Origin of the sequence: Amycolatopsis sp. cmx-11-51 (assembly GCF_047608665.1) — a bacterium.
Classification (GTDB): Bacteria; Actinomycetota; Actinomycetes; order Mycobacteriales; family Pseudonocardiaceae; genus Amycolatopsis.
The window spans coordinates 425903-448355 of the sequence record NZ_JADNQO010000002.1; the positions used below are offsets into that span (position 1 = coordinate 425903).

Annotated in this window: 25 protein-coding genes; 13 read left to right on the top strand and 12 right to left on the bottom strand. The window is 69.0% G+C overall.

Features of this window, described 5'->3' with window-relative positions; translation table 11 throughout:
* Nucleotides 1–128: 128 nt before the first annotated feature.
* The 4 genes from ACM6LU_RS10910 (at nucleotide 129) to ACM6LU_RS10925 (ending at nucleotide 4827) form a co-directional block, all read left to right on the top strand.
* On the top strand, nucleotides 129–1262 hold the full coding sequence (locus ACM6LU_RS10910; protein WP_414937511.1) for a sugar ABC transporter substrate-binding protein: 1134 nt from the start codon (nucleotides 129–131) through the stop codon (nucleotides 1260–1262).
* Between the two features lie 86 nt (nucleotides 1263–1348).
* Nucleotides 1349–2122 (top strand): ATP-binding cassette domain-containing protein, encoded by a 774-nt coding sequence (locus ACM6LU_RS10915; protein WP_414937512.1) that lies wholly within the window; start codon nucleotides 1349–1351, stop codon nucleotides 2120–2122.
* A gap of 54 nt (nucleotides 2123–2176) precedes the next feature.
* Nucleotides 2177–3634 (top strand): sugar ABC transporter permease, encoded by a 1458-nt coding sequence (locus ACM6LU_RS10920; RefSeq protein WP_414937513.1) that lies wholly within the window; start codon nucleotides 2177–2179, stop codon nucleotides 3632–3634.
* 11 nt (nucleotides 3635–3645) lie between these two features.
* Complete coding sequence (locus tag ACM6LU_RS10925; RefSeq protein WP_414937514.1) at nucleotides 3646–4827, top strand: ROK family protein; 1182 nt, start codon at nucleotides 3646–3648, stop codon at nucleotides 4825–4827.
* 168 nt (nucleotides 4828–4995) lie between these two features.
* Here the strand turns inward: ACM6LU_RS10925 and ACM6LU_RS10930 are convergent, their stop codons facing one another.
* The 3 genes from ACM6LU_RS10930 to ACM6LU_RS10940 form a co-directional block, all read right to left on the bottom strand.
* Entirely contained in the window at nucleotides 4996–5595 is a 600-nt protein-coding gene (locus ACM6LU_RS10930; protein ID WP_414937515.1) for a TetR/AcrR family transcriptional regulator, read from the bottom strand.
* Nucleotides 5576–6439, bottom strand: coding sequence for an alpha/beta fold hydrolase (locus ACM6LU_RS10935; RefSeq protein ID WP_414937516.1), 864 nt, complete (start codon nucleotides 6437–6439; stop codon nucleotides 5576–5578). The genes ACM6LU_RS10930 and ACM6LU_RS10935 overlap by 20 nt, the downstream gene beginning before the upstream one ends.
* Before the next feature lie 105 nt (nucleotides 6440–6544).
* Nucleotides 6545–6724 carry a hypothetical protein gene (locus ACM6LU_RS10940; RefSeq protein ID WP_410654702.1) on the bottom strand — a complete coding sequence of 60 codons (180 nt, stop codon included), beginning with the start codon at nucleotides 6722–6724 and terminating at the stop codon, nucleotides 6545–6547.
* Nucleotides 6725–7063: 339 nt separating this feature from the next.
* Between ACM6LU_RS10940 and ACM6LU_RS10945 the strand changes: the two genes are divergently transcribed.
* Genes ACM6LU_RS10945 through ACM6LU_RS10955 form a run of 3 tightly spaced genes read left to right on the top strand, consistent with a single transcriptional unit; the run spans nucleotide 7064 to nucleotide 8998 of the window.
* Complete coding sequence (locus ACM6LU_RS10945; protein WP_414937946.1) at nucleotides 7064–7858, top strand: EamA family transporter; 795 nt, start codon at nucleotides 7064–7066, stop codon at nucleotides 7856–7858.
* Between the two features lie 46 nt (nucleotides 7859–7904).
* Nucleotides 7905–8321 carry a GNAT family N-acetyltransferase gene (locus ACM6LU_RS10950; RefSeq protein ID WP_414937517.1) on the top strand — a complete coding sequence of 139 codons (417 nt, stop codon included), beginning with the start codon at nucleotides 7905–7907 and terminating at the stop codon, nucleotides 8319–8321.
* Nucleotides 8321–8998: a DUF6885 family protein gene (locus tag ACM6LU_RS10955; protein WP_414937947.1), complete on the top strand. Its 678-nt coding sequence runs from the start codon at nucleotides 8321–8323 to the stop codon at nucleotides 8996–8998. The genes ACM6LU_RS10950 and ACM6LU_RS10955 overlap by 1 nt, the downstream gene beginning before the upstream one ends.
* On the opposite strand, the gene ACM6LU_RS10960 is transcribed toward ACM6LU_RS10955, so the two are convergent.
* The 3 genes from ACM6LU_RS10960 to ACM6LU_RS10970 all read right to left on the bottom strand — a co-directional run bounded on the left by ACM6LU_RS10960 (nucleotide 8970) and on the right by ACM6LU_RS10970 (nucleotide 12327).
* Nucleotides 8970–10412 (bottom strand): APC family permease, encoded by a 1443-nt coding sequence (locus ACM6LU_RS10960; RefSeq protein ID WP_414937948.1) that lies wholly within the window; start codon nucleotides 10410–10412, stop codon nucleotides 8970–8972. The genes ACM6LU_RS10955 and ACM6LU_RS10960 overlap by 29 nt on opposite strands.
* A gap of 71 nt (nucleotides 10413–10483) precedes the next feature.
* Complete coding sequence (locus ACM6LU_RS10965) at nucleotides 10484–11137, bottom strand: response regulator (protein ID WP_414937518.1); 654 nt, start codon at nucleotides 11135–11137, stop codon at nucleotides 10484–10486.
* A complete protein-coding gene (locus ACM6LU_RS10970) occupies nucleotides 11134–12327 on the bottom strand; it encodes a sensor histidine kinase (protein WP_414937519.1) in 1194 nt (397 codons plus the stop codon). The genes ACM6LU_RS10965 and ACM6LU_RS10970 overlap by 4 nt, the downstream gene beginning before the upstream one ends.
* A 110-nt stretch (nucleotides 12328–12437) precedes the next feature.
* Here ACM6LU_RS10970 and ACM6LU_RS10975 point away from each other — a divergent pair, with 110 nt between their 5' ends.
* Together ACM6LU_RS10975 and ACM6LU_RS10980 are read left to right on the top strand one after the other, a co-directional pair.
* A complete protein-coding gene (locus tag ACM6LU_RS10975) occupies nucleotides 12438–13025 on the top strand; it encodes a hypothetical protein (RefSeq protein WP_414937520.1) in 588 nt (195 codons plus the stop codon).
* A complete protein-coding gene (locus tag ACM6LU_RS10980) occupies nucleotides 13022–13231 on the top strand; it encodes a hypothetical protein (protein WP_414937521.1) in 210 nt (69 codons plus the stop codon). Before ACM6LU_RS10975 ends, ACM6LU_RS10980 begins: the two co-directional genes overlap by 4 nt.
* On the opposite strand, the gene ACM6LU_RS10985 is transcribed toward ACM6LU_RS10980, so the two are convergent.
* Complete coding sequence (locus ACM6LU_RS10985; RefSeq protein WP_414937522.1) at nucleotides 13223–14455, bottom strand: hypothetical protein; 1233 nt, start codon at nucleotides 14453–14455, stop codon at nucleotides 13223–13225. The two genes, ACM6LU_RS10980 and ACM6LU_RS10985, sit on opposite strands and share 9 nt — an antisense overlap.
* On the bottom strand, nucleotides 14452–15252 hold the full coding sequence (locus ACM6LU_RS10990) for a class I SAM-dependent methyltransferase (protein ID WP_414937523.1): 801 nt from the start codon (nucleotides 15250–15252) through the stop codon (nucleotides 14452–14454). The genes ACM6LU_RS10985 and ACM6LU_RS10990 overlap by 4 nt, the downstream gene beginning before the upstream one ends.
* 62 nt (nucleotides 15253–15314) lie before the next feature.
* On the opposite strand from ACM6LU_RS10990, the gene ACM6LU_RS10995 reads away from it, so the two are divergent.
* On the top strand, nucleotides 15315–15692 hold the full coding sequence (locus ACM6LU_RS10995; RefSeq protein WP_414937524.1) for a hypothetical protein: 378 nt from the start codon (nucleotides 15315–15317) through the stop codon (nucleotides 15690–15692).
* Between the two features lie 46 nt (nucleotides 15693–15738).
* Nucleotides 15739–16938 carry a hypothetical protein gene (locus ACM6LU_RS11000; protein WP_414937525.1) on the top strand — a complete coding sequence of 400 codons (1200 nt, stop codon included), beginning with the start codon at nucleotides 15739–15741 and terminating at the stop codon, nucleotides 16936–16938.
* A gap of 124 nt (nucleotides 16939–17062) precedes the next feature.
* Here ACM6LU_RS11000 and ACM6LU_RS11005 read toward each other — a convergent pair whose 3' ends face one another.
* Nucleotides 17063–18463: an RNA polymerase sigma factor gene (locus ACM6LU_RS11005; protein WP_414937526.1), complete on the bottom strand. Its 1401-nt coding sequence runs from the start codon at nucleotides 18461–18463 to the stop codon at nucleotides 17063–17065.
* 246 nt (nucleotides 18464–18709) lie between these two features.
* Nucleotides 18710–19471, bottom strand: coding sequence for a polyphosphate--glucose phosphotransferase (gene ppgK, locus ACM6LU_RS11010; protein ID WP_414937949.1), 762 nt, complete (start codon nucleotides 19469–19471; stop codon nucleotides 18710–18712).
* 67 nt (nucleotides 19472–19538) lie between these two features.
* Between ppgK and ACM6LU_RS11015 the strand changes: the two genes are divergently transcribed.
* A complete protein-coding gene (locus tag ACM6LU_RS11015; protein WP_414937527.1) occupies nucleotides 19539–20357 on the top strand; it encodes an inositol monophosphatase family protein in 819 nt (272 codons plus the stop codon).
* Nucleotides 20358–20393: 36 nt separating this feature from the next.
* Here ACM6LU_RS11015 and cei read toward each other — a convergent pair whose 3' ends face one another.
* Nucleotides 20394–21077, bottom strand: a complete 684-nt coding sequence (gene cei, locus ACM6LU_RS11020; RefSeq protein WP_414937528.1) for an envelope integrity protein Cei — start codon at nucleotides 21075–21077, stop codon at nucleotides 20394–20396.
* A gap of 452 nt (nucleotides 21078–21529) precedes the next feature.
* Between cei and ACM6LU_RS11025 the strand changes: the two genes are divergently transcribed.
* Nucleotides 21530–21838: a DUF4193 domain-containing protein gene (locus ACM6LU_RS11025; RefSeq protein WP_005164528.1), complete on the top strand. Its 309-nt coding sequence runs from the start codon at nucleotides 21530–21532 to the stop codon at nucleotides 21836–21838.
* Nucleotides 21839–21941: 103 nt separating this feature from the next.
* Here the strand turns inward: ACM6LU_RS11025 and ACM6LU_RS11030 are convergent, their stop codons facing one another.
* The gene (locus ACM6LU_RS11030; RefSeq protein ID WP_414937529.1) at nucleotides 21942–22436 is read right to left on the bottom strand and encodes a DUF3093 domain-containing protein; all 495 of its coding nucleotides are present in this window, start codon (nucleotides 22434–22436) and stop codon (nucleotides 21942–21944) included.
* Between the last annotated feature and the right edge of the window lie 17 nt (nucleotides 22437–22453).

The following is a 22453-nucleotide window of genomic DNA, read 5'->3' on the forward strand; positions in this document are numbered from 1 at the left end:
CTTAATCGATCCAGCCGTCTTCCGCGAACCCGTTCGGCGGCATATGTTGTCGGCCACAACATATGCGCGATGGTGCGACCGGTCCGCCAGGATCGCCGCCCGCGAGCAAGATTCGGAAAGGTTCGAGGATGCGCAGCAGAACCCTTACCCTCCTCGCCGCGACGGTGGGCGCCGGCCTGGTGCTCTCCGCCTGTGGCGCCAACTCCGCCGACTCGGGCAGCGGCAACTCCTCGCAGTCCGCCCCCGCCCCGGGTGGTGCCGCCGCCGGCGGCAAGGTCGGCGTCATCCTCCCGGAGACCGCGACCTCCGCGCGCTGGGAGTCCTTCGACAAGCCGTTCCTGACCAAGGCGCTCAAGGACGCGGGCTTCGACGCCGACGTCCAGAACGCGCAGGGCGACGTCCAGAAGTTCACCACGCTGGCCGACGGCATGATCGCGCAGAACGTCAAGGTCCTGATCATCGCCGCCATCAACGGCGAGGTCGGCTCGGCGGTCGCCAAGAAGGCGCAGGCCGCGGGCATCCCGACGATCGACTACGACCGCCTGAACCTCGGCGGCAGCTCCGATTACTACGTCTCGTTCGACAACGAGAAGGTCGGCCAGCTGCAGGGCCAGGGCCTCGCCGACGCGCTGAAGGACAAGAAGGGCGCCGAGGTCGTCATGATCGAGGGCGCCCCGACCGACAACAACGCGACGCTGTTCGCCAACGGGCAGAAGTCCGTGCTGCAGCCGAAATTCGCCAGCAACGAGCTGAAGCTCGTCCGTGAACAGGCCATCGACAACTGGGACAACCAGAAGGGTGGCCAGACCTTCGAGCAGATCCTGACCGACAACAAGGGCAAGGTCGACGGCGTCGTCGCCGCGAACGACGGTCTCGCGGGCGCGGTCATCACCGTGCTGAAGAAGAACGGTCTCAACGGCAAGGTCCCGGTCACCGGCCAGGACGCCACCGCGGACGGCCTCATGGCCATCCTGCGCGGCGACCAGTACATGACCGTCTTCAAGCCGATCAAGGAAGAGGCCGAGGCCGCGGCGAAGCTCGCCGTCCTGCTGGCCAAGGGCGACAAGGCGGGCGCCGACGCGCTGGCCACCAGCAAGGCGAAGGACCCGAAGGGCAACCGCGAGGTCAAGTCCGTGCTCCTCGAGCCGAAGCTGACCACCAAGGACGGTGTCAAGGAGGTCGTGACGCAGGGCTACGTCAAGGCGGCCGAGATCTGCGGCGGCGACCTGGCCTCGGCCTGTACGCAGCTCGGTATCTCCTGACCCGTTAATCCAGATGACCGGGCCGGGGCGTGCTCGCCAGACAGCGCCCCGGCCCGGTTCCCAGCCGGGAGAATTCGAGAACCCCCATGAGTGAACCCATCCTCGAACTGAAGCAGCTGAACAAGAGCTTCGGACCGGTCCACGTCCTCCACGACGTGGACTTCAACGTGCGCGCCGGTGAGGTCACCGCGCTGGTCGGCGACAACGGTGCCGGCAAGTCCACGCTGGTCAAGTCGATCGCCGGGATCCACGGCTACGACTCGGGCACGGTGAAGTTCCAGGGCGAGCCGGTGCACATCCAGGGCCCGCGCGACGCCGCGGATCTGGGCATCGAGGTCGTCTACCAGGACCTCGCGCTGGCGGAGAACCTCGACATCGTGCAGAACATGTTCCTCGGCCGGGAACGCGGCAGTAGATGGCTGCTCGACGAGGCCAGCATGGAGAAGGCGGCCCGCGAGACACTCGCGTCGCTCTCGGTCCGCACCGTGAAGTCCGTCCGCACGCCGGTTTCGGCCCTCTCGGGTGGGCAGCGGCAGACCGTCGCGATCGCCAAGTCCGTGCTGTGGGACTCGAAGGTGGTGCTGCTCGACGAGCCGACCGCCGCGCTCGGTGTCGCGCAGACCCGCCAGGTGCTCGACCTCGTCCGCCGCCTCGCGGAACAGGGCCTCGGAGTGGTGCTGATCAGCCACAACATGGCCGACGTCTTCGAGGTCGCCGACCGCATCGCGGTGCTCTACCTTGGCCGTCTCGTCGCCGAGGTGCACACCAAGGACGTGACCCACGGCCAGGTCGTGGAACTGATCACCGCCGGCCGTTCCGGCGATCTCGGCCTTGCCCGCCCCGAAGCCGCCATCCTCTGAGCGGCCGAGCGATAGCGGGCCCTCCAAAGACACAATGGCGAGAAAGAACCGGAAATGACTGAGACTGCAAAGCCCGCCTCGCCGGAGGGGGGCAAGCCGGTGGCCGCCGCGCTCAACCCGTCGGCGGCCATCACGGACTTCGGCATCGACACGACATCGATGTCAACGGGCGAGGCGCTCGGCGACTACTTCTCCCGGCTCAAGGCGGGGCAGCTGGGTTCGCTCCCGGCGCTGCTCGGCCTGCTCGTGCTGGTGATCGTGTTCGCCTTGCTGTCGGACACCTTCCTGACGATGAACAACATCGCGAACCTGATGGCCCAAGGCGCCGGCAAGGCGATCATCGCGATGGGCATCGTGTTCGTGCTGCTGCTCGGCGAGATCGACCTGTCCGCGGGTACCGCGTCCGGCGTCACCGCCGCCGTGCTGGCGATGCACTACGTGCGTAACGGAAACCTGTTGGGCGGTATGGGGAACGGCGTGTTCATCACGTTCCTCGTCGTGCTCGCGATCGCCGGTCTGCTCGGGGTGATTCTGCGGATCTGGGCCGGTGTCGGTTTCGCCGTGCTCGCCATCGCGCTGGTGCTGTCCGGAGCGGCCGCCAACCCGTGGATCGAGATCGTGCTCGCGATCAGTGTCGGCGGCGCGATCGGTGTCCTCACCGGGTTCCTGGTCTCGAAGATCGGGATGCCCTCGTTCGTCGTGACGCTGGCGCTTTTCCTTGCCTGGCAAGGTGTCATCCTCCAGTTCATCGGTGAAGGCGGCACGCTCGGCATCAGCACCTCGGACGTGCTGTTCAAGGTCGCCAACGGCAATCTGTCCACAGTGGGCAGTTGGATCCTGTTCGTGGTCGCCGCCGGTGGGTTCGCCGCGGTGTCCTTGGGACAGCACTTCTCCCGGCTCAAACGGGGCCTGGTCACCCAGCCGACGCCGATGGTGCTGTTCAAGGTCGGCGCGATCGCGGTCGTCGCGGCCATCGCGACCTACCTGCTCACGATCAACCGCGCGCCCAACCCGAACATCGTGATCTCCGGTGTCCCGTACGTCGTGCCGATCGTGCTCGCGCTGCTGGTGCTCGGTACCTACGTGCTCAACCGCACGCAGTACGGGCGCCACATCTACGCCGTCGGCGGCAACCGTGAAGCGGCCCGCCGTGCCGGTATCAACGTCGAGAAGATCCGGGCGTCGGTGTTCGTCATCTGCTCGGCGGTGGCGGCGATCGGCGCGATCGTCTACTCGTCGAAAGTCGGTTCGGTCGACCCGCAGGCCGGTGGCCTCAACACGCTGCTGTTCGCGGTCGGTGCCGCGGTCATCGGTGGCACGTCGCTGTTCGGCGGCAAGGGCCGGGTCGTCGACGCGGTCATCGGTGGTCTCGTGCTCGCGGTCGTCGAAAACGCGCTCGGCCTGCTCAAGCAGTCGGCGGCGGTGGTCAACATCGTCACCGGTCTCGTGCTGCTGCTCGCGGCGACGGTGGACGCGCTGTCCCGGCGCCGCGCGGCTGCGTCGCCGCGCTGAGTCCGCATGGAATGATGAAGCCCGTGACCAGCACACCCGTTGCACGACCAGACGAGGTGCGCAGGCACAACCGCACGACCTTGCTCCGGTTGCTGCACGTCAGCGGCCCGAGCACCAGGGCGACCTTGGCCACCGAGCTGGGGCTCAACCGCAGCACCATCAAGACCCTCGTCGACGGGCTCGCGGAAGCGGGCGTCGTCGAGGAGAGGGTCCCCAGGCCGGGACGAGGGGCGGGCCGCCCCTCGCTCCTGGTCCTGCCGCAGCCGCACGCGGCGGTGGTGCTCGCGGTCGACCTCCAGGTCGAACACGTCGCGATCGCGCTGGTCGGGTTCGGCGGCCAGATCCTCGGGCGCAACAGCTGGAACCTCCACGGCCGGACGCGGGAGGCCGACGAGGTGATCACGCACGTGATCGAGTCGACCACCATGCTGGCGGGCGACCTCGGCGTGCAGCCGATCGCCGCGGGGGTGTCCGTGCCCGGCGTCGTCCGCCGGATGGACGGGCACGTCCACGAAGCGCCCAACCTGCGCTGGACCGACGTGGCGCTCGGGGAACGGCTCGGCGGTGTGCTGCGCATCCCCATCCTCGTCGGCAACGACGCCGAACTCGGCGCCATCGCCGAACACCTGCGCGGCGCCGCGCGGGGCTCGTCCGACGCCGTATACGTCTCCGCCGACGTCGGTGTCGGGGGAGGGATCATCGCGGACGGCTCGTCGCTGCGCGGCGGCGCCGGCTACGTCGGCGAGATCGGGCACATGGCGATCCGGCCCGGCGGCCGTCCCTGCTACTGCGGGTCCAGCGGCTGCTGGGAGACCGAGGTCGGCGAGGCGGCCCTGTGCCGCGCGCTCGACCTGCCCGAGGACACCCCGCGTGGGGCGATCCTGTTCGAACTACGCGAACTGGGCCGCGATCCGCACGCGGCCGAGGAACGGCTCTCGGAGTTCGCGGAATGGCTGACGCTGGGCCTGGTGAACGTGGTCAACCTGCTCGGCCCGCAGCTGGTCGTGCTGGGCGATCTGCTCACCGTGCTGCCCGATTCGGTCGTGCGGTCGGTGGCGGCCGAGGTCCGGCGGCGGAGCCTGGTGAGCCGGGCGGTCGGCGGGACGCAGATCGTGAGCTCCGCGCTGGGTGCCGACGTGAAGCTGCTGGGCGCGGCCGAAGCGGCGTTCGAGATGATCTTGGATACGGTCTAGGACTCGTGAGTGGCAGGGACGGTTCTTCAGGTACGCCGGGGCGGGCCCACCCGTGGTGACTGTGGGGCCACTGGGGCGACCTGCCGAGTGTTCTGAGTCCGTGAAGGACTCCTTGAGGGACTCTGGGTCCCTCAAGGAGTCCTTCACGGACCGCGATCCCGTAGGTACCTAAGCGCGAACGAGACCGGACAGGAGCGCCGCCAGGGCCTGCATCGCCTTCGCCTTGGCCGCCTCGGGGTCTTCCGCGTGCGCGATCATCAGCGCGGCTTCGGTGCAGGCGCTCAGCACCAGTTGCGCCAGTTCCGGGACCGGCGCCTCGACCAGCCGCCCGTCCGCGGCGGTGGCCTCCAGGATCTCGGTGATCATCCCGAGCCCGTAGCGGTACTCGAGTTCGCGCCACTCCTGCCAGCCGAGGACGCCGACCGCGTCGGTGAACGAGATCCGCACCACCTCGGGCCGCACACAGACGTCCAGGAAGCGGGCCAGCGCGGCGAACGCGGCCGTCCAGGGGTCTTCCTCGGCCCGGAGGACGGCCTTGAGCTCGTCGGTGATCTCCGTTTCGATCTGCTCGACCACGGCGCGGAACAATCCCTGTTTGTCCCCGAAGTGGTGATACAGCGCGCCGCGGGTGACGCCTGCCGCCCGGACGATCTCGTCGGCGGGCACGGCGGCGTAACCCTGGTCGGCGAACAGTGTCCGGGCCGCCGTGATCAGGGCGGTCCGCGTCGACCGCGATCGCTCGGTCTGGCTACGTCGTGGCGTGGGCACGCAGGAATTCCACCACCAGGCCGCTCAGCCGCTCCGGCTGGTCCTCCGGCACGAAGGTGAAGGAGTCCTCGATCGTCTTCAGCTCGGCGTTCGGCAGGATCCCGGCGAGCTTGCGGCCCAGCCACAGCGGGAAATGCCGGTCCTCGGGCGCCCACACCAGCAGCACCGGTTTCCCGAACGCGGGCAGCCGCCCGGCCGCCGTCAGCGTGTACCGGTTGCTGATCCCCGCCATGAACCGGCGCAGGTCGTCGCGGATTTCCGTGCTCCGCCTGCTGGGCAGCAGGTAGGCGTCCAGGATGTGGTCCGGCACCGGACGTTTGGCCAGCCAGAGGAAGTCCGTCGCCTTCAGCGGCCAGCGCCAGCGCAGGGCCTGGATCGCCGTCCAGGTGCCGCCGGGGATCCGCGCCAGCGGGCTCAGCGCCGCGAACATCGGCGGCAGGAACCGCTCGAAGCAGTCCGACGGCGTCAGCACGACCCGGCCGACCCGCTCGGGGGAGGTGGTCATGAGCAGCTGGGTCAGCGCGCCGCCGGTGTCGTTCGCGACCACGGTGACGTCGGTCAGGTCGAGTTCGTCGAGGAATCGCGCGATCAGCGCGGCGACCCCGGGCGGGCTCAGGTCGGCCCCGGGGACCGGGATCTCGTGCGAGCCCAGCGGCCAGTCCGGGGTCAGGCAGCGGAAGCCCGCTTCGGCGACGGAAGGGACCACCTTGCGCCATAGCAGCCCGTTGGTCAGCAGCCCGTGCACGAAGACCACGGGAGGGCCTTCGCCGCGGTCCCGGTAGCGGATACGGGCGCCGGCGAGGTCCACCTCGTGCACCTCGCCGAGGAGTTCACTGGTTGTCATACCAACAACATACATGCTGTCTGTATGTAAGTGTCAGGCGAAAAACAGGGCGACCGGCGTGCTCCATGGGGAGCAGCCGGCCGCCGGGTGGTCGTGGACTGGTGGCTACCGCTGAATGTCCGCGGACAGTTCTTTGAGCTTCGTTTCGTGTGCGCGGGCGTGGTGACCACAGAAGAGCAACTCGCCACCGGTGCTGAGAATGGCTCGAACCTGGGCTGCAGCACCACACCGGTCGCATCGGTCGGCAGCGGTCAGTTCGGGGCGGGTGAGCGTCGGTGAAGTCATTGGAGTCTCCCTCCGTCCCGGCACCGGTGACCCGGTGCCATCGATCCAGCTACGACCACTTCGGCACTGATGCCGGCAACGTTCGTTCCCGGCCCCGCCGTGTTCGTGCTTCCACTCTTCCAGACGTTTGGCGGCCCGCAAGTGTTCCCGTGCGGGTGTCTCATTTGTCACTGGTAATTACCTCGTATGCCGTAGCGTAATCACGCAACGTAGGAGACGACTCCCCGCTGGCCCGCCTTTTCCCACGTCAGGCACCATGCGAGGGTGGGTATCGCAGTCGTCCGGAACCGCCTTTCCGACGTTCCGGCGCCGGTCTTGTTCGTTCTCAGCGGAATTTCCATGTACGCCGGTGCGGCTGTGGCCGTAGGTCTCTTTTCGGTCGCCTCACCCGCGGGGGTGGCCTGGCTCCGCTGTCTCGGCGCCGCCGTGGTCCTCCTGGCGTGGCGCAGGCCTCCTCGATCGGCGTGGACCGGGCGCACGTTCCTGCTCGCCGGGGTCTTCGGGATCGTCACCGCCGGGATGAACGTGCTCTTCTACGAGGCGATCGCGCGGCTGCCGCTGGGCACGGCCGTCGCTCTCGAGTTCACCGGGCCCGTACTGGTCGCGGCGTTCGGTTCACGCACCCGCCGCGACGTCTTCGCGTTGCTGCTGGTGGTGGCGGGCGTCGTGGCCATCGCGGACGTCCGCCTCGAAGGCAGCCTGCTCGGCGTGCTCTTCGCGCTGGGGGCGGCGGTCGCCTGGGCCGGGTACATCCTGCTCGGGAAGCGGGTCGCGGTCGGCGGGAACGGGATCGACGGGCTGGCCGTCGGGTTCGCCGTCGGCACCGTGATGTTGTCGCCGCTGGCGTTCGACACCGGCGCGGTGTGGGGTTCACCACGGCTGCTGCTGCTGAGCATCGGGGTGGCCGTGCTCTCGACCGTCGTGCCATACGCGCTCGACCAGGTCGTCCTCCGCAAGGCCGGGCAGGCGCGGTTCGCCCTGCTGCTCGCGTTGCTGCCGGTCACGGCGGGCGTGATCGGGCTCCTCTGGCTCAAGCAGGTCCCGGCCCCGCCCGAGGCGCTCGGCACGCTGGCCGTCGTCGCCGGGGTGGCGCTGCGTTCACCGGGGAAACGCGATGGCTCGGCGCCCCTCTGACCGGGATACTGACCAGCCTGTGGCGCTACCAGCACCGGGAGGACACGTGGCCGACATCCGGCGGGCCAGCACCGTCGAGGAGGTCGTCGCCGCCGAGCACCTGTTCGACGGCCCCGCACAGCGGAAAGCCTCCGAAAAATTCCTCTCGGGGGAGGAGAACCACCTGCTGATCGCCTACGAGGACGGCCGCCCGGCGGGGATGATCACCGGCACCGAGGTGACGCATCCGGACAAGGGCACCGAGATGTTCCTCAACGAACTCGACGTCAGCCCGGACTATCAGCGGCGCGGGATCGGCCGGGACCTGGTCGACGCACTGGCCGGGATCGCGCGTGAGCGTGGCTGCCGCGGGATGTGGGTCGGAGTCGAAACGGACAACGAGGCCGCGCTGGCGACCTACGCTTCGGCAGGGGCGGCGAACGAAGGGCCCTTCATCATGCAGTCGTGGGTCTTCGAAGACTGATGTCCTCCGGAATCGACGGCGACCGGACCGGCCTGTCCGGTCGCCGCTGGCTGCCCGGCGGCGAGCATCTCGTCGCCGTCGCGCGGGCCGAACTCCCGCAGAAGGACGGGCTCGCCGGGTCTTTCACGGCGCTGGCCGCCCTGCGCGCCGCGGGGTTCGGCGTCGCCGATCAGGACGAGGCTGCGGCATCGGCGGGTACCACGCCGGAGGGTCTGTCGCGGGCGATCGAGGCGTTGTCGGGCGGACGGCTCGCCGCGGTGCCCGCCACCGGGAACTGGGCGCCGCAGTCGTTGTTCATGCTCTTGGCCGCGTTGTGGCACCTGCCGCGGGTGGCGTTGATCGCGGAGGTCGACCCGGCCGAATTCGGCGCGCACGACACCCCGGCACGAGCGCTGCTCGACTACCTCGACACGGGTGTCCCGCCGCTGTGGTCGTCCCGCCGGCGTCCGGCGACCGGGCATTCCGTACTGGTGACCGGGATGCGGATCGGCACCGAAGGGACCCTGGTGTCCATTATGGACGGCTACCCGTCCTTGGGGGACAACGGGTTGCACGACCAGCCGGTGGAATGGGTGGTCGCGGCGCTGCACCGGATGCTGGTCGTGGTCGTGGTCGACGACGGCGACGCCGAGGCCGCCGTCGCCGCGATCACGACGGCCGGTCTGTGGAGCAGTTGAGGTCGTTCTGTGCGAAACGGGAGTGCTTACGCCCGTAGAAGACGTAGATCAGCATTCCAAGCGACAGCCACGCGGCGAACCGCAGCCAGGTCATCACGTCGAGGTTGAGCATCAGGTAGAAACACGCCAGGGCCGCCACGATGGGCAGGTACGGCGAGAACGGCACGGTGAACGGGCGTTCCAGGTCCGGGCGGCGTTTCCGCAGCACCGGGACGGCCACCGCGACGATGATCATCGCCGACAGCGCGCCGATGCTGACCATGTCGGCGAGTTCGGAGATCGGGACGAACGCGGCCAGCACCGCGATCAGCACGGCACCGGCGACGGTCATCCGGTGCGGGGTGCCCCAGCGCGGATGCGCCGCGCCGAACTTCTTCGGCAGCAGGCCGTCGCGGCCCATCGCGAACCCGATCCGGCCGATCGTCACCAGTTCCACCATCATCACCGACGTCAGCCCGGTGACCGCGCCGAGTGAGATCAGCGCGCCCACCCAGTGCTGCCCGACCCGGTCGAAGGCGTCGGCGAGCGGGGCGCCCGTGTCGATCTCGGCGAACGGCACCATCCCGGTCAGCACCAGCGAGACACCGATGTAGAGCAGGGCGCAGACGCCGAGCGCGCCGAGGATGCCGACCCGCAGATCGCGTTTGGGGTTCAAGGTCTCTTCGCCGAGGTTGGCGAGTGCTTCGAAACCGGTGTAGGCGAAGAAGACGACCGCGGCGGCCGTCACCATTCCGGCGATGCCGTAGACGGACTGTTCGAGCCCGAGCGCGGCTTGCACGATCGGCTGGTGCAGCGCCCCCGCCGTCTCCGTCGGTGGCTGGGACGGCGGGATGAAGGGAGTGAGGTTCTCGCCGCGGATGTAGAACACGCCGACCGCGAGGATCAGCACGCACACCGCGACCTTGACCAGCACGAGCAGATTCGTCACCCGCGCCGACTCCTTGATGCCGATGACGGCGATCACGGTCAGCACGGCGATGATCGCGACCGCGCCGACGTTCACTTTCGCGTCTTCGCCGAACCAATCGGGGGAGAGCCCCATCAGATTCGCGAGGTAGCCGGACCAGCCGCGCGACACGACGGCCGCGCCGAGGGCGAACTCGAGCAACAGGTCCCAGCCGATGATCCAGGCGAACGTCTCGCCGAGGGTGGCGAAGGCGTAGGTGTAGGCGCTTCCGGCCGTCGGCACGCTGGAGGCGAGTTCGGCGTAGCAGAGGGCGGCCATCCCGGCCACGACGGCGCCGAGCACGAACGAGAGGGTGACCGAGGGACCGGCGTGGGATTTCGCCTCGACGCCGGCGAGGGTGAAGATCCCGGTGCCGATGATGATGCCGACCCCGAAGCCGACCAGATCGCGCCCGTGCAGGCGGCGTTTCAGCTCACCGGAGTCCTGTCGCTTCAGGACCTCGTCCACGTCCAGAATTCGCCGCATGGAGGGCCACGCTAGAAGATCGCCGTCCACCTCGCAGATCGGTTCCTGTCACGTCAGTCGTCCAGGACGACGCCGTTCTCCTGCGCGATGATCGCCGCCTGCACCCGCGACCGCAGTGCCAGCTTCGTCAGCACCCGTGACACGTGCGTCTTCACCGTGGTCTCGCCGATGTGCAGCCGCGTGCCGATCTGCGCGTTCGACAGGCCGCCGCCGAGGCACGCCAGCACTTCGCGCTCGCGTTCGGTCAGCTCGTCGAGTCCGGCGGGGACGAGGGAAGGTTCGCGGGTCCCCGCGGCGAAGGCGGCGATCAGCTTCCGCGTGACCTGCGGGGCGAGCACCCCTTCGCCCGCCGCGACCAGTTTCACCGCCTCGATCAGCCGTGACGCTTCCACCGACTTCAGCAGGAACCCGGCCGCACCCGCCCGCAACGCGGCGTGGACGTACTCGTCGAGATCGAAGGTGGTCAGCACGAGGACCTCGCACAGCCCCTCCGCGGTCAGTTCCCGCGTGGCCGCGATGCCGTCGACGCCGGGCATCCGGACGTCCATCAGCACGACGTCCGGCTTCAGCGCCTTCGCCTGGCGGACGGCTGTCGCGCCGTCGGCGGCTTCGCCGACCACCTCGATGCCCTCGGCGTTGCCGAGTATCATCATCAACCCGGCACGGATCGCGCCGTGGTCGTCGGCGACCAGCACTTTGACGGTCAAAACCCCTCCAGAGGCAGTTCCGCGCGGACCAGCCAGCCCGCGCCCGACGGGCCCGCCGCGAGCTTGCCGCCCACGGCGGACGCCCTTTCCCGCATGTTCAGCAGGCCGAGCCCGGTCCCGGAACCGTCGGGGAGACCCGGTCGAAGATCATTGCGTACTTCGACGGTGAGTATGCTCCCGTCTGCGTTGATGTCGAGCGAAGCCCGTCCTCCCGCGCCGTGTTTGACCGCGTTGGTGAGCGCCTCCTGCGCGATCCGGTACGCGGTCAGATCGACCGCGGCGGGCAGGGGGCGCGACGAGTCCACAGTGGACCCGACCTCGACCGTCAGCCCGCTCGCCCGCGCCGATTCGACCAGTTTGGACAGTTCGGCGAGCCGGGCGGGCGCGGTCGGCTCGATCTCGGTGTTCCCGGTGGAGGGATCCGCGCGCAGCAGCCCGATCATCGCGCGCATCTCCTCCAGCGCGCTCACACTGTTCTCCCGCACCGATTCCAGGACCTTCCTGGACAGTTTCGGGTCGGCGGAGGACATCGTCAACGCGGCCTCGGACTGGATCGCGATCGCCGACAGATGCCCGGCGATGACGTCGTGCAGATCCCGCGCCATCTTCGAACGTTCCCCCGCCACGGCGGCCTTCCGGTCCAGCTCGCCGATCTTGGCCAGCTGGACCGCGTTCGCCCGTTCGGTGTCGGCGATGTCCCGCTGCTGGCGCACGTTGGCCGCCCACCACACCGGCGTGACCAGGAAGGGCAGCACCGCGAACGCGAGCAGGACCGCCGCCCGCCATTGCGTGGAGAAGACGAGCGCCAAGCAGACCACCGCGAGCGTCCCGATCGCGGCGACGCCGATCATCACCCGGCTGGTGCGACGCGAACCGTAGAGCGTCGTCGCGTAGAGGAAGTCGGTGAAGACGACGAGGATCGGCAGCGAGGGATTGACCGCCACGTCCACGCCGACCACGACCAACGCGCAGAGCAGCGCCCACGGGACCTCGCGGCGAAACATCTCCAGCGAGCAGAGCACGGTCAGCTCGGTCAGCCGGATCCACAGTGGCGTCGTGTCCAGGCCGTTCAGGAGCACCTGCATCCCGCTCAGATAGACCAGCAGGCCAAGGACCCAGGTGCCCAGCGCGATGACGAGGTCCTGTTTCCACAGCGGAAGGTGACTCAGTCGCGGGACCAACGTGGGCACGCCTCCATCTCAGCACACCGGCGGAGGCGACGGGGTCCTACGAACTGATGACGGTGGTCTCGTGCCGTTCGCCGATGCGGTGGACCTTCGGCAGGGGCGAAAGTCGAAGCGTGAACAAGATCCTGGACTTCATCGTGGAAAACCCCATGGCGGCCGTGATCGCCGGTGGGGAGATCGGCTTCTGGGTCGCCATCGTCGCCGGGCTGGTGGCCCGCTATGTGTTCAAGCTGAAGCGGACGAGCGCCGTGCTCCTGCTCCTGACCCCGGTGATCGACCTCGTCGTGCTGGCCGCGACGGTCGTCGACCTGCAAAACGGCGCGAAGGCGAACTTCGTGCACGGCCTCGCCGCGGTGTACCTGGGTTTCAGCGTGGTGTTCGGGCACTCGATGATCAAGTGGGCCGACGTGCGCTTCGCCCACCGGTTCGCGGGCGGGCCGCCACCGGAGCCCGAACCGACGGGCCGGGCGAAGGCGCGTGTCGAATGGCGTGACTGGTTCAAGTGCGTGCTGGCCTGTGGGCTCGCCGCGGGGGTGCTGCTCCTGCTGATCGCCATGGTCGGTGACACCGAACAGGTCGACCCGTTGTGGGGCTGGTTGCCGCGGCTGGGGGTCGTGACAGCCATCTGGTTCGCCACCGGACCGCTCTGGCAGGAGCTGTCCCCCAAGGACGACCGGATCAAGGAGAGTGCCCGACGATGATCGAACTACTGGGAATCCTGTTGCTGGTGCAGGGCGGGGGCGGGCTGATCAACCGGCTGCTGGGGAGCAGCAACCCGAGCTGGTTCGTCCAGCTCCACCTGCTCCCGCCGGGGGCGCACATCGTGGCGAGCGTGCTGATGGTGGCCGCGGGCGTGGCGGTGCTGTTCTCCGAACGCGCCCGCAAGCAACGCCGCCGGTCAGAGTGACACGACCACCTGCAGGACCCCGAGGACGATGGTGACGACCGTCAGCACGACGGTCACCACGGTGAGCCGCGTGACCCGCGCGCTCACCGTGTTCTCGTAGGAGTACCGGGTCTCCTCGTCCATCGCTTCGGCCTGCCGGTCGAGCTGGGCGATGATCCGCTCCACGCCCATGCTGGTGACCAGACGGCGCTCCAGCGAATCGATTTCGGGTGGGAGCACCGAATGCAGCATTTCCAGGAGGTCGTCGAGCGAGCCCCGGAGCAGCCGCGTGCGGCTCGTCGACTTCTTCCGCTCCGCCAGCGCCCGGGTCTCCCGCTGGGCGTTGCGCAGCCACTGGTCGGCCAGCGCCATCCGGATCAGGACCCGTTCGAGGATGAAGAACATCCCGTGGTCGAGCCCGCCGACGTCGCTGTCGATGCCGAAGTACGGTTCGGCCGCGCCGAACGGGCCGCGCATCAGCTCGTCCTGCTGCTCGATGTAGCCGGAATCCTTGCTGTTGAGGCACACGATCCCGCCCGCCATCGTGTAGGCGGCGACGAAGGACCGCGTGCCCCAAGACGGGCCGAGCGCGTCCCTGGCGACCTCGCGGGGCACGAACCGCCAGCCCTCGTCGCCGGTCGCCATCCCGTAGAACGGGCGAGGATCGGCGGCGACCCGCTGGGCGGGCGGATGCCCGTCGTGGGACCGCAGTTCGACGCACCAGCCCTTGCGGCTGAGCCCTTCGGACAGCCCGCAGCCCTTGGTCAGATCCTCGAAGACGTGGGTGACGGCCTTGAGGAGCGAGGGGAAGGACTTCTCGCCGTAGCCACCGTGCAGCCCGTTCTCCCCGTTCGCCGTCTCACGGCCCTGAAGGCTCTGCAGGACGGCGATGGCGAGATCGAACTCGGCCGCGGGCCGGTCCGCCTCCGGTCCGGTGATCGTGGTGGCGAGGACCAGCGTCATCGCGTGATAGGCCGGATGCCAGGTGACGATGAGTTCGCAAGGCAGGCTGATCGTGCCGGCGCGGATCGACAGCCGGGAACCACCGGTGCGTTTGCGCAGCACGCGGCGTCGCGGGGGAGTCGTGTAGCTGGTGAGGAAGTTCTCCGCCGCCGCCCACTCCTCGCCGAGTTTTCCGTCGAGGTGGGTCAGCAGGCCGCGATCCCGTCCGCCGTCCAGCACCTTCTCCGCCTCCCGCTCGGTCAAGGGGACCGCCCAGGCGAAGGTGAGGAGCACCGCGGTCATGCGGGGGCGCGGCGCAGCAGGGTGACCAGATCCCGGCCGAGGTGGCGGCGCAGCGGGCCGGAGGCGTTGACCAGTTCGTCGCGGTCGATGTGCTCGTCGGCGGGGCCGAGATCGTCGAGGACGTGGTAGGTCCACTCCCACTCGGTGCGCCAGCCCGCTTCGACGGCGTCGGCGGCGACCTCCGCCGGGTCGAGGTAGCGGACCGGGAGCGCCGGGCCGTCGCCGTCACGCAGCGCTTTGTCGAATTCTTCGCGCGATATGCGCCGGGAGCGGACCTCGGTGCCCTCTTCGACGCTGTCGAGACTGAACGCGCCCTGCCCGATCGGTGACCGGCTGTAGGCCAGCACCAGTGCGCCGCCGGGCGCGGTGATCCCGGCCAGCCGCCGCAGGATCGGCGCGACGTCCGGTGTCGGCACGTGCTGGACGACGTGACTGCACAGGACGAGGTCGTACGGGCCGCCGTCGAGTTCGGTGATCGGCGAGACGGTGAACGAGAACTCGGTGTTCTTTACGACGGTCTCGCGTGCCTTGGCCAGCCTGTCGGAGTCGGGGTCGGCGGCGGTGACGTCGGCCGAGAACCGGGCGAGCCAGGGGAGGAGGCGCCCTTCACCACAGCCGGCGTCGAGTGCCTTGACCCTGTCGCGCGGGCCGAGGACGGCGGTGAGCCGTTCGGCGACCTTCCCGAGCGCGCGGTCCTCACTGGCCGTCCAGTAGCCGTCGTAGGGCTCGTGCCGTCGGATGAACATGCCGGTGACGTGGTCGCCGGTGTCCGGGTAGCGGTAGCTCTCGGTCAGCACAGTCGCGAATATAGCCGGATTCGCCGGTTTCTCCGGCGCTCCACGCGGGATTACCCTGAGTCGTGGTCACCGGGCCTGTGGTGCTGTACACCGTCGTCGCCGTGGCGCCGTCGGTTCTTTTCTGGTGCGCGCTGAAGGTGCCGGCACTGGTACGCCGGTGGCGTCGGCGTGGCGAGCCGGAGATCCCGGCCGGGCCGCCCGTCGAGCGACTCGCCGCCGATGTCCGCCGGGTGCGCCGGCTGCTCGCCGAACTCCCGGACGGCGCCTCGGCGGTCCGCCGTTACGGCACCCGGCAGGCCTACGACGCGTTGCTCGTCCAGGCCTGCCGGGAGGTCGAGGTCGACCATCGGCTGGACGAGTTGCCGGAGGGTTTCGACCGCGGCGTCGAACGGCTGCGTGTCGAGAAATCCCTGGCCGAGCGCGGGTTTTCCGTGTCCTGACGCGGTTTGTATCGAAAGTATGCGCGGGGCCGGGAGGCTCGTGGGTATGAAGAGGCTGGGACTTTTCGCTTCACTGTTGCTGGTGTTCGCGCTCATCCCCGGGGTCGCCTCCGCCGCGGCCGCCTTCCCACGGATGGACGCGGCCACGGTCGACGGCTACCGCTGGACGCCGGGTTCGACCTTCGACGCCTATGGCGCCCGGATCGCCGCGCTGGAGAAAAAGCTCCCGCCACGCGGCCTGGCGGAGATCCTGTCGTCGGCCAACCGCAAGGGCCGTCCGCTGTGCCACGGCACGTATCTGGCGGCGGCACTGAAACCGGCGGGGTTCTGCTGGGAAGACGCGGGAGACGACAAGACCAACGACTGGATCCCGCAAGGACTGACCGGTTCCGGCGACGCCGACGCGGCGACCGGGAAGGTCGGCGGCAAGCGGGTCGTGGCGACGTCATGGCACACCCCCGGCGACACCATGGTCCGGCTGTCCTTTGTGGACGCGACCGGCCTCGGTTACCGGCACGTGCTGCTCGTCGAGCCGACGTCCAACGACAACTTCGCCGTCGTGCAAGGACATGGCCACGGAATGACGTGGATCGGGAACCGGCTGTTCGTCGCGACGACCGGGGGAGTGGTGCGGGTCTTCGACACGACGCACTTCTGGAAGGTCGACGACAGCTCCGGCGTCGTCGGGAAGGGCGCGGACGGCAAGTACCACGCGGCGTTCTACGACTACGCGATGCCGCAGATCGGCGCGTTCTGGTACCCCGGCGGCGGAACCTGTACCGGCGCTCCCGGGCTGCGCCCGTGTCTCGCGACGATGTCGTTCGACCACAGTGACGGTTCGATCGTGACCTCGGAACACGTGCCCAAGGCGTCCGGTGGCAGGGTGCTGCGCTGGCCGTTCGACCGCGCGACCGGCCTGCCCAAGCTGTCGGCCGACGGGACCGTGCACGCGAAGGAAGGGTTCGTGTCGCCGGTGTGGGGCATGCAGGGAGCGGTGGCGCGCAACGGATACTTCGTGATCACCGGGGCCTGCCCGGAATACGCCGGGGTGGCGGGCGACCATCCGTCGTGCCTGCACGGCGGGGTCGGCGGCACGTCGACGTCGCGACTGAGCGGCAGGGCGCCGGTGAACTCGCAGAACCTGTCGTACTGGCCGGCGACAGGAGAGCTCTGGCTGATGAACGAACAACTCCGGGAACGCGTGACCGTGCACGTCCCCTGGACCACCCTGACCGGCCGCCCCTGACCCCCGCCGCATTCGTCCTCTAGTTGCGGTAGTTGGTAGCGCGCACTACCGCAACTAGAGGACGAAACGCGAAAGACCCCGGCACCCGAAGCGTGGGTGGCGGGGTCTTTCGTGAGCCTGGGATCTAGTCCAGGTAGTCGCGCAGCACCTGCGAACGCGACGGGTGACGCAGCTTCGACATCGTCTTCGACTCGATCTGCCGGATGCGCTCACGGGTCACCCCGTACACCTGGCCGATCTCGTCGAGCGTGCGCGGCTGACCGTCGGTGAGGCCGAACCGCAGCCGCACCACCCCCGCCTCACGTTCGGACAGCGTCTGCAGCACCGACTGGAGCTGGTCCTGCAGCAGCGTGAACGACACCGCGTCGACCGCGACGACGGCCTCGGAGTCCTCGATGAAGTCACCGAGCTGCGAGTCGCCCTCGTCGCCGATGGTCTGGTCGAGCGAGATCGGCTCGCGGGCGTACTGCTGGATCTCGAGGACCTTCTCCGGGGAGATGTCCATTTCCTTCGCGAGCTCTTCGGGAGTGGGCTCACGACCGAGGTCCTGCAACAGTTCACGCTGTATACGGCCGAGCTTGTTGATGACCTCGACCATGTGCACCGGGATACGGATGGTGCGGGCCTGGTCGGCCATCGCGCGGGTGATCGCCTGACGGATCCACCAGGTGGCGTACGTGGAGAACTTGTAGCCCTTGGTGTAGTCGAACTTCTCGACGGCGCGGATCAGGCCGAGGTTGCCCTCCTGGATCAGGTCCAGGAACGCCATGCCGCGGCCGGTGTAGCGCTTCGCCAGCGAGACCACGAGCCGGAGGTTCGCCTCCAGGAGGTGGTTCTTCGCCCGCTCACCGTCACGCACGATCCACTTGAGGTCGCGCCGCATCTGGGTGACGAGTTTCTCGCCCTCCTCCTCGGCGTTGCGGACGCGTTCGGCGGCGTAGAGCCCGGCCTCGATGCGCTTGGCGAGCTCCACCTCCTCCTCGGCGTTCAGCAGGGCGACCTTGCCGATCTGCTTGAGGTACGCGCGGACCGAGTCGGCCGAAGCGGTGAGCTCGGCGTCCTTGCGGGCCTGGCGCAGCGCCTCGGACTCCTCCTCGTCCCAGACGAAGTCCGGGTTGTCGGAGGTCTTTCCGGCGTTCTTGTCGGCCGCCGTACGGCGCGCGCGAGGGGGTGTCTCTTCGACGTCCTCCTCGGACTCGGCGTCCTCTTCCGTCTCCTCGGTGACCGTCGCGTCGACGACGTCCACCTCGACCTCTTCGAGGTCGGACAGATCCGGGGTTTCGAGGTCGGCTTCGTCGAGCTCGACCGGACCGTCTTCCGGTTCGCCGTCCTCGGTCTTGGCACCCTTGGTGGTGGGTTTCTTGGCCGGAGCCTTCTTCGCCGGGGCCTTCTTCGCGCCGGCCGCCTTGGCGGCGGTCTTGCGCGCCGCGGGCTTCGCCGCGTCGGTGGCTGCCTCGTCGGCCGGCTCGCCGGCTGCGGTCGCTGTCTTCGTCCCGCTTCGGGTTGCGGTTCTTGCGGCTGCCACTTACGCCCTTTCGCAGCGGTCGAACATGACGAGCCGAGGCGTGATGGTCTCGGCTGCCTCAAACTTCGGGGAACATCCCTCGGCCTGCGGTTTCCCTCGTTCTCGTGGGTGCCGCCGCCGTGGGCCGTGTTCCATTGTAACGACGATACGTGACAGCGTCGCGGCGCGGACCACCACCCGGCGGGCGCGACACGCCGTACGACCCGCCGAAGTGACATCCGCGGCGCGGATGTCAGCACGGGCGCGTCAGTGCTCGATGCCCTCCGCGGCGGCGGCCGCCGCGCCGACGATGCCCGCGTTGTTCTGCAAGGACGCGACGACCACCGGCGTGCGGATGTCCAGCAGCGGGACCCATTTGTGCGACTTCTTGCTGACCCCGCCGCCGACGATGAACAGGTCCGGCCAGATCAGGTTTTCGAGCACGGAGAGATACCTGTTCACCCGTTCCGCCCATTCGGGATAGGAGAGTTCCTCGTTGTCCTTCACCGACGCCGCGGCCTTCTTCTCCGCGTCGAAGCCGTCGACCTCGATGTGGCCGAACTCCGTGTTGGGCACGAGTTTCCCGTCCTGGAAGACGGCGCTGCCGATGCCGGTGCCGAAGGTCAGCAGCGCGGTCACGCCGCGCCGCGCGACGGGGTCGCCCCAGCGGATCTCGGCCATACCCGCGGCGTCGGCGTCGTTGAGCATCGCGATGTCGTCCACCCCGCGGCCGAGCCGCTTGGCGAACAGCGCGTCGGCGTCGGTGCCGATCCATTCGCGGTCGATATTGGCCGCGGTGCGCGCGACGCCCTTCTTGACCACCGCGGGCAGGGTGACCCCGACGGGCCCGTCCCAGCCCGCCTGGCCGGTGATCTCCGCGACGACGTCCGCCACCGCCTCGGGGGTCGACGGCTTCGGCGTGTCGATGCGGATCCGGTCGCCGATCAGCCGTCCCTCCGCCAAGTCGACCAGCGCGCCCTTGATCCCGCTGCCGCCGATGTCGATACCGAAACCTCGGGTCGCCTCCACCACGGACGTGGTCCCTTCTCGCACGATTCAGAAACCTGCCTCGGAGACTTTAACCGGATGTGGTGACATGGCGGACGTGGGAGTTGACGAGACGTTGCTGAAGAGTGTCGCCGAGCGTGTCGCGGGCGAGGCCGCCGAACTGGTCCACGAGGCCTGGACCGGGATGAACGCGGGCCGCGAGGTGCGGGTGGACACCAAGTCCGCCGACACCGACGTCGTGACCGCGGTGGACCACGAGTCGGAACGGCTCGTGCGCGCGCGGCTGGCCGAACTGCGCCCGGACGACGCCGTGCTCGGCGAGGAGGGCGGTGGGGTCGCCGGCGACGGGGTGACCTGGGTGGTGGACCCGATCGACGGAACGGTGAACTTCCTCTACGGCTTGCCGTGGTTCGCCGTGTCGGTGGCCGCGCGGGTCGGCGGGGTGTCGGTGGCCGGCGCCGTCGTCGAGCCGGTCAGCGGCCGCCGCTGGACCGCCGCGCGCGGGCAGGGCGCGTTCCTCGACGGGCGGCCGCTTTCGGTCAACACCCCGGACCGGCTCGACCTGACCCTCGTCGGCACCGGGTTCGCCTACAAGGTGGAACGCCGCACCAAGCAGGCCCGTTTCGTCGCCGGGCTGGCGACGCGGGTACGTGACGTCCGGCGCAACGGCGCCGCCTCGCTGGACCTGTGCGCGGTCGCGGCGGGCTGGCTGGACGCCTACGTCGAACACGGCCTCGGGCAATGGGATTGGGCCGCGGGGGCGCTCATCGCCGCCGAAGCTGGAGCCCTGGTGTCACTCCCCGGCGAAGACGCCGAGCTGGGACCGGACGCGACGTTCGCGGTGGCGCCGTCGATCGCGACGCCGTTGCGTCAGGCACTGCTCGATTCGGGCGCGGGCGCGATCTGAGGTGGGTCCGTCCCGTTCATCTCACGCGAGGGAGACTCAGCAGGGCGTTTCGCGAGCGGCCTTCAGCAGCGCCTGGTCGATCACCGGGGCGCCGCCACCGGCCGACTGCTCACCGCCGCCGCTGCCCTGCTGTGCCTTCGACCACTGCGTGAGCTGGTCGAGGACCCGGCGCGCCTCCGCCTTCGGGCGGATCTCGCCGAACAGGGTGCCGGTGGTGAGCGTGACCGAGGCGTCCTTGCGGTTGTCCTGCAGCAGTTCGGCGCAGGGGATGACCAGGCTGAGCGTGCGGGCCGCGGCCGCGCCGTTCTCGCCGAAACGGATCTGGCCGCGGCACTTGGCTTCGACCTTTTCGTATGCCGGGTCGGCGGCCGGCTCGAGCGCCTGGGAGAAGCCCATTTCCTTGAGCGTGCTGGTGGCGATGCCGCCCTGGCCGCGAACCTTGGAGCCGTTGAGCACCTGCAAGGCGACCTTGTCCGGCGGGACCGGCGCGCGGTCGTCCAGCCCGTTGTGCGCCAGCTGGGTGTACGTGATGCCCGGCTGCGGAACGGGCGGCGGATCGCAGCGGACCTTGGCGTCGATGTCCGAGCCGCTCGCCACGATGTTCACCCAGACGATCACCGCGCCGAGCGCCAGCACCCCGATCACGATGAGCGCGGGCAGCGGCCTGTGCTTGCGGTACGTCCTCGTCCCGCGGTCCCCGATGCCGTTCCCCGACGCCACCTGCCAGTCCCTTCCCCAAAGCCCGGATCCCCGGACGGTGTTTCATCCCACCATCGTGTTCGATCAGCCTATGCGTTACGGCGGAGGTGATCGGTGCTGGCCTCCGGATAGCACCACGCGACGGCCACCCCGGGCAAGCGACCGAGCCCATGGGGTGAGGTTCCCGACGTGGGGGCAACCCATTCGGACGACAGGCGTCTTGGAACCAGGTTCCCCCTGTTGGGTGACGTAATCGCAGCAAGGTCTGACTCGTTGCAGAGCCGGTATCGGCGTGAGCTACCCTTCGCGGGCTCAGGCGGCAGTAAGAGGCGCAAAAGAGAGACCTCGCTCACTGCCCAGTCGGGCACAAACAGGGGCGCTGGGACGTTAACCAGCGGCACGAAGGACTCACGAGCCGCGCGCTCGCGAGTCCGGGCCATCTGACATCGAAGCATCGCAGGGGTGAGGGACACATGGCGACCGACTACGACGCTCCGCGCCGCAGCGAAGCCGACGAGCTGGCCGAAGACTCGTTGGAAGAACTCAAGGCACGGCGCAACGAAAACCAGTCCGGCGTCGTGGACGTCGACGAAGACGCGACCGCCGAGAACTTCGAACTGCCGGGCGCGGACCTCTCCGGACTTTCCGGCGAGGACCTGACCGTGAAGGTCGTGCCCAAGCAGGCTGACGAGTTCACCTGCTCCGTCTGCTTCCTGGTGCATCACCGCAGCAGGCTGGCGGAGGAGAGTGGCGGACGGCTCATCTGCCGCGACTGCGCCTGAGCCTACGGGCACAGGGGACGGCGCGACAGGGGTTTCGGGGTTCAAAACAGGAATAAGGGGGTCGGCCACGAGGCCGACCCCCTTTCCTTTGCCTGGGACTTGCTCAGGACTTCGAGGCGGGCTGGCGGAGCAGCGCGGCCACCTTTTCCGGGTACCGGGTGCTGAACAGCCAGTACGGCGTCGGGTCTTCGGGATCGGTGAGCCAGACCCGCACGACCGGGCCGACCCAGCCCCGGTGCAGCACGAAGGCCGCCGGATCGGCGTCACGGCCGAGGGCCTTCCGCTTGTCCTCCTTGCCGATGACCTCGACGTCGCCCGCGAACTTCAGCGGGAGATGCGCGTCGCGGAGCCACAGTTCGGGCTCGGAGCCACCGGTCACCCGGACGCGGGACCGGCCGAGGGAGATCATCAGCGCGATCACCGCGGGGATCAGCACCACGTACGGCAGCCAGCCGCGGAGCCCGGGATAGCCCATGTCGATCTCCGCCGCCAGCAGCCCGCCGCCCAGCAGCGGCAACGGCCAGCCCCACCACGGGACGTAGAGCCGCTCTGAATGCTTGATGGCGTCGCCTTCGGCGGTGTTCGCGCTCTCACCCACGTGTTCAGGGTAGTCTC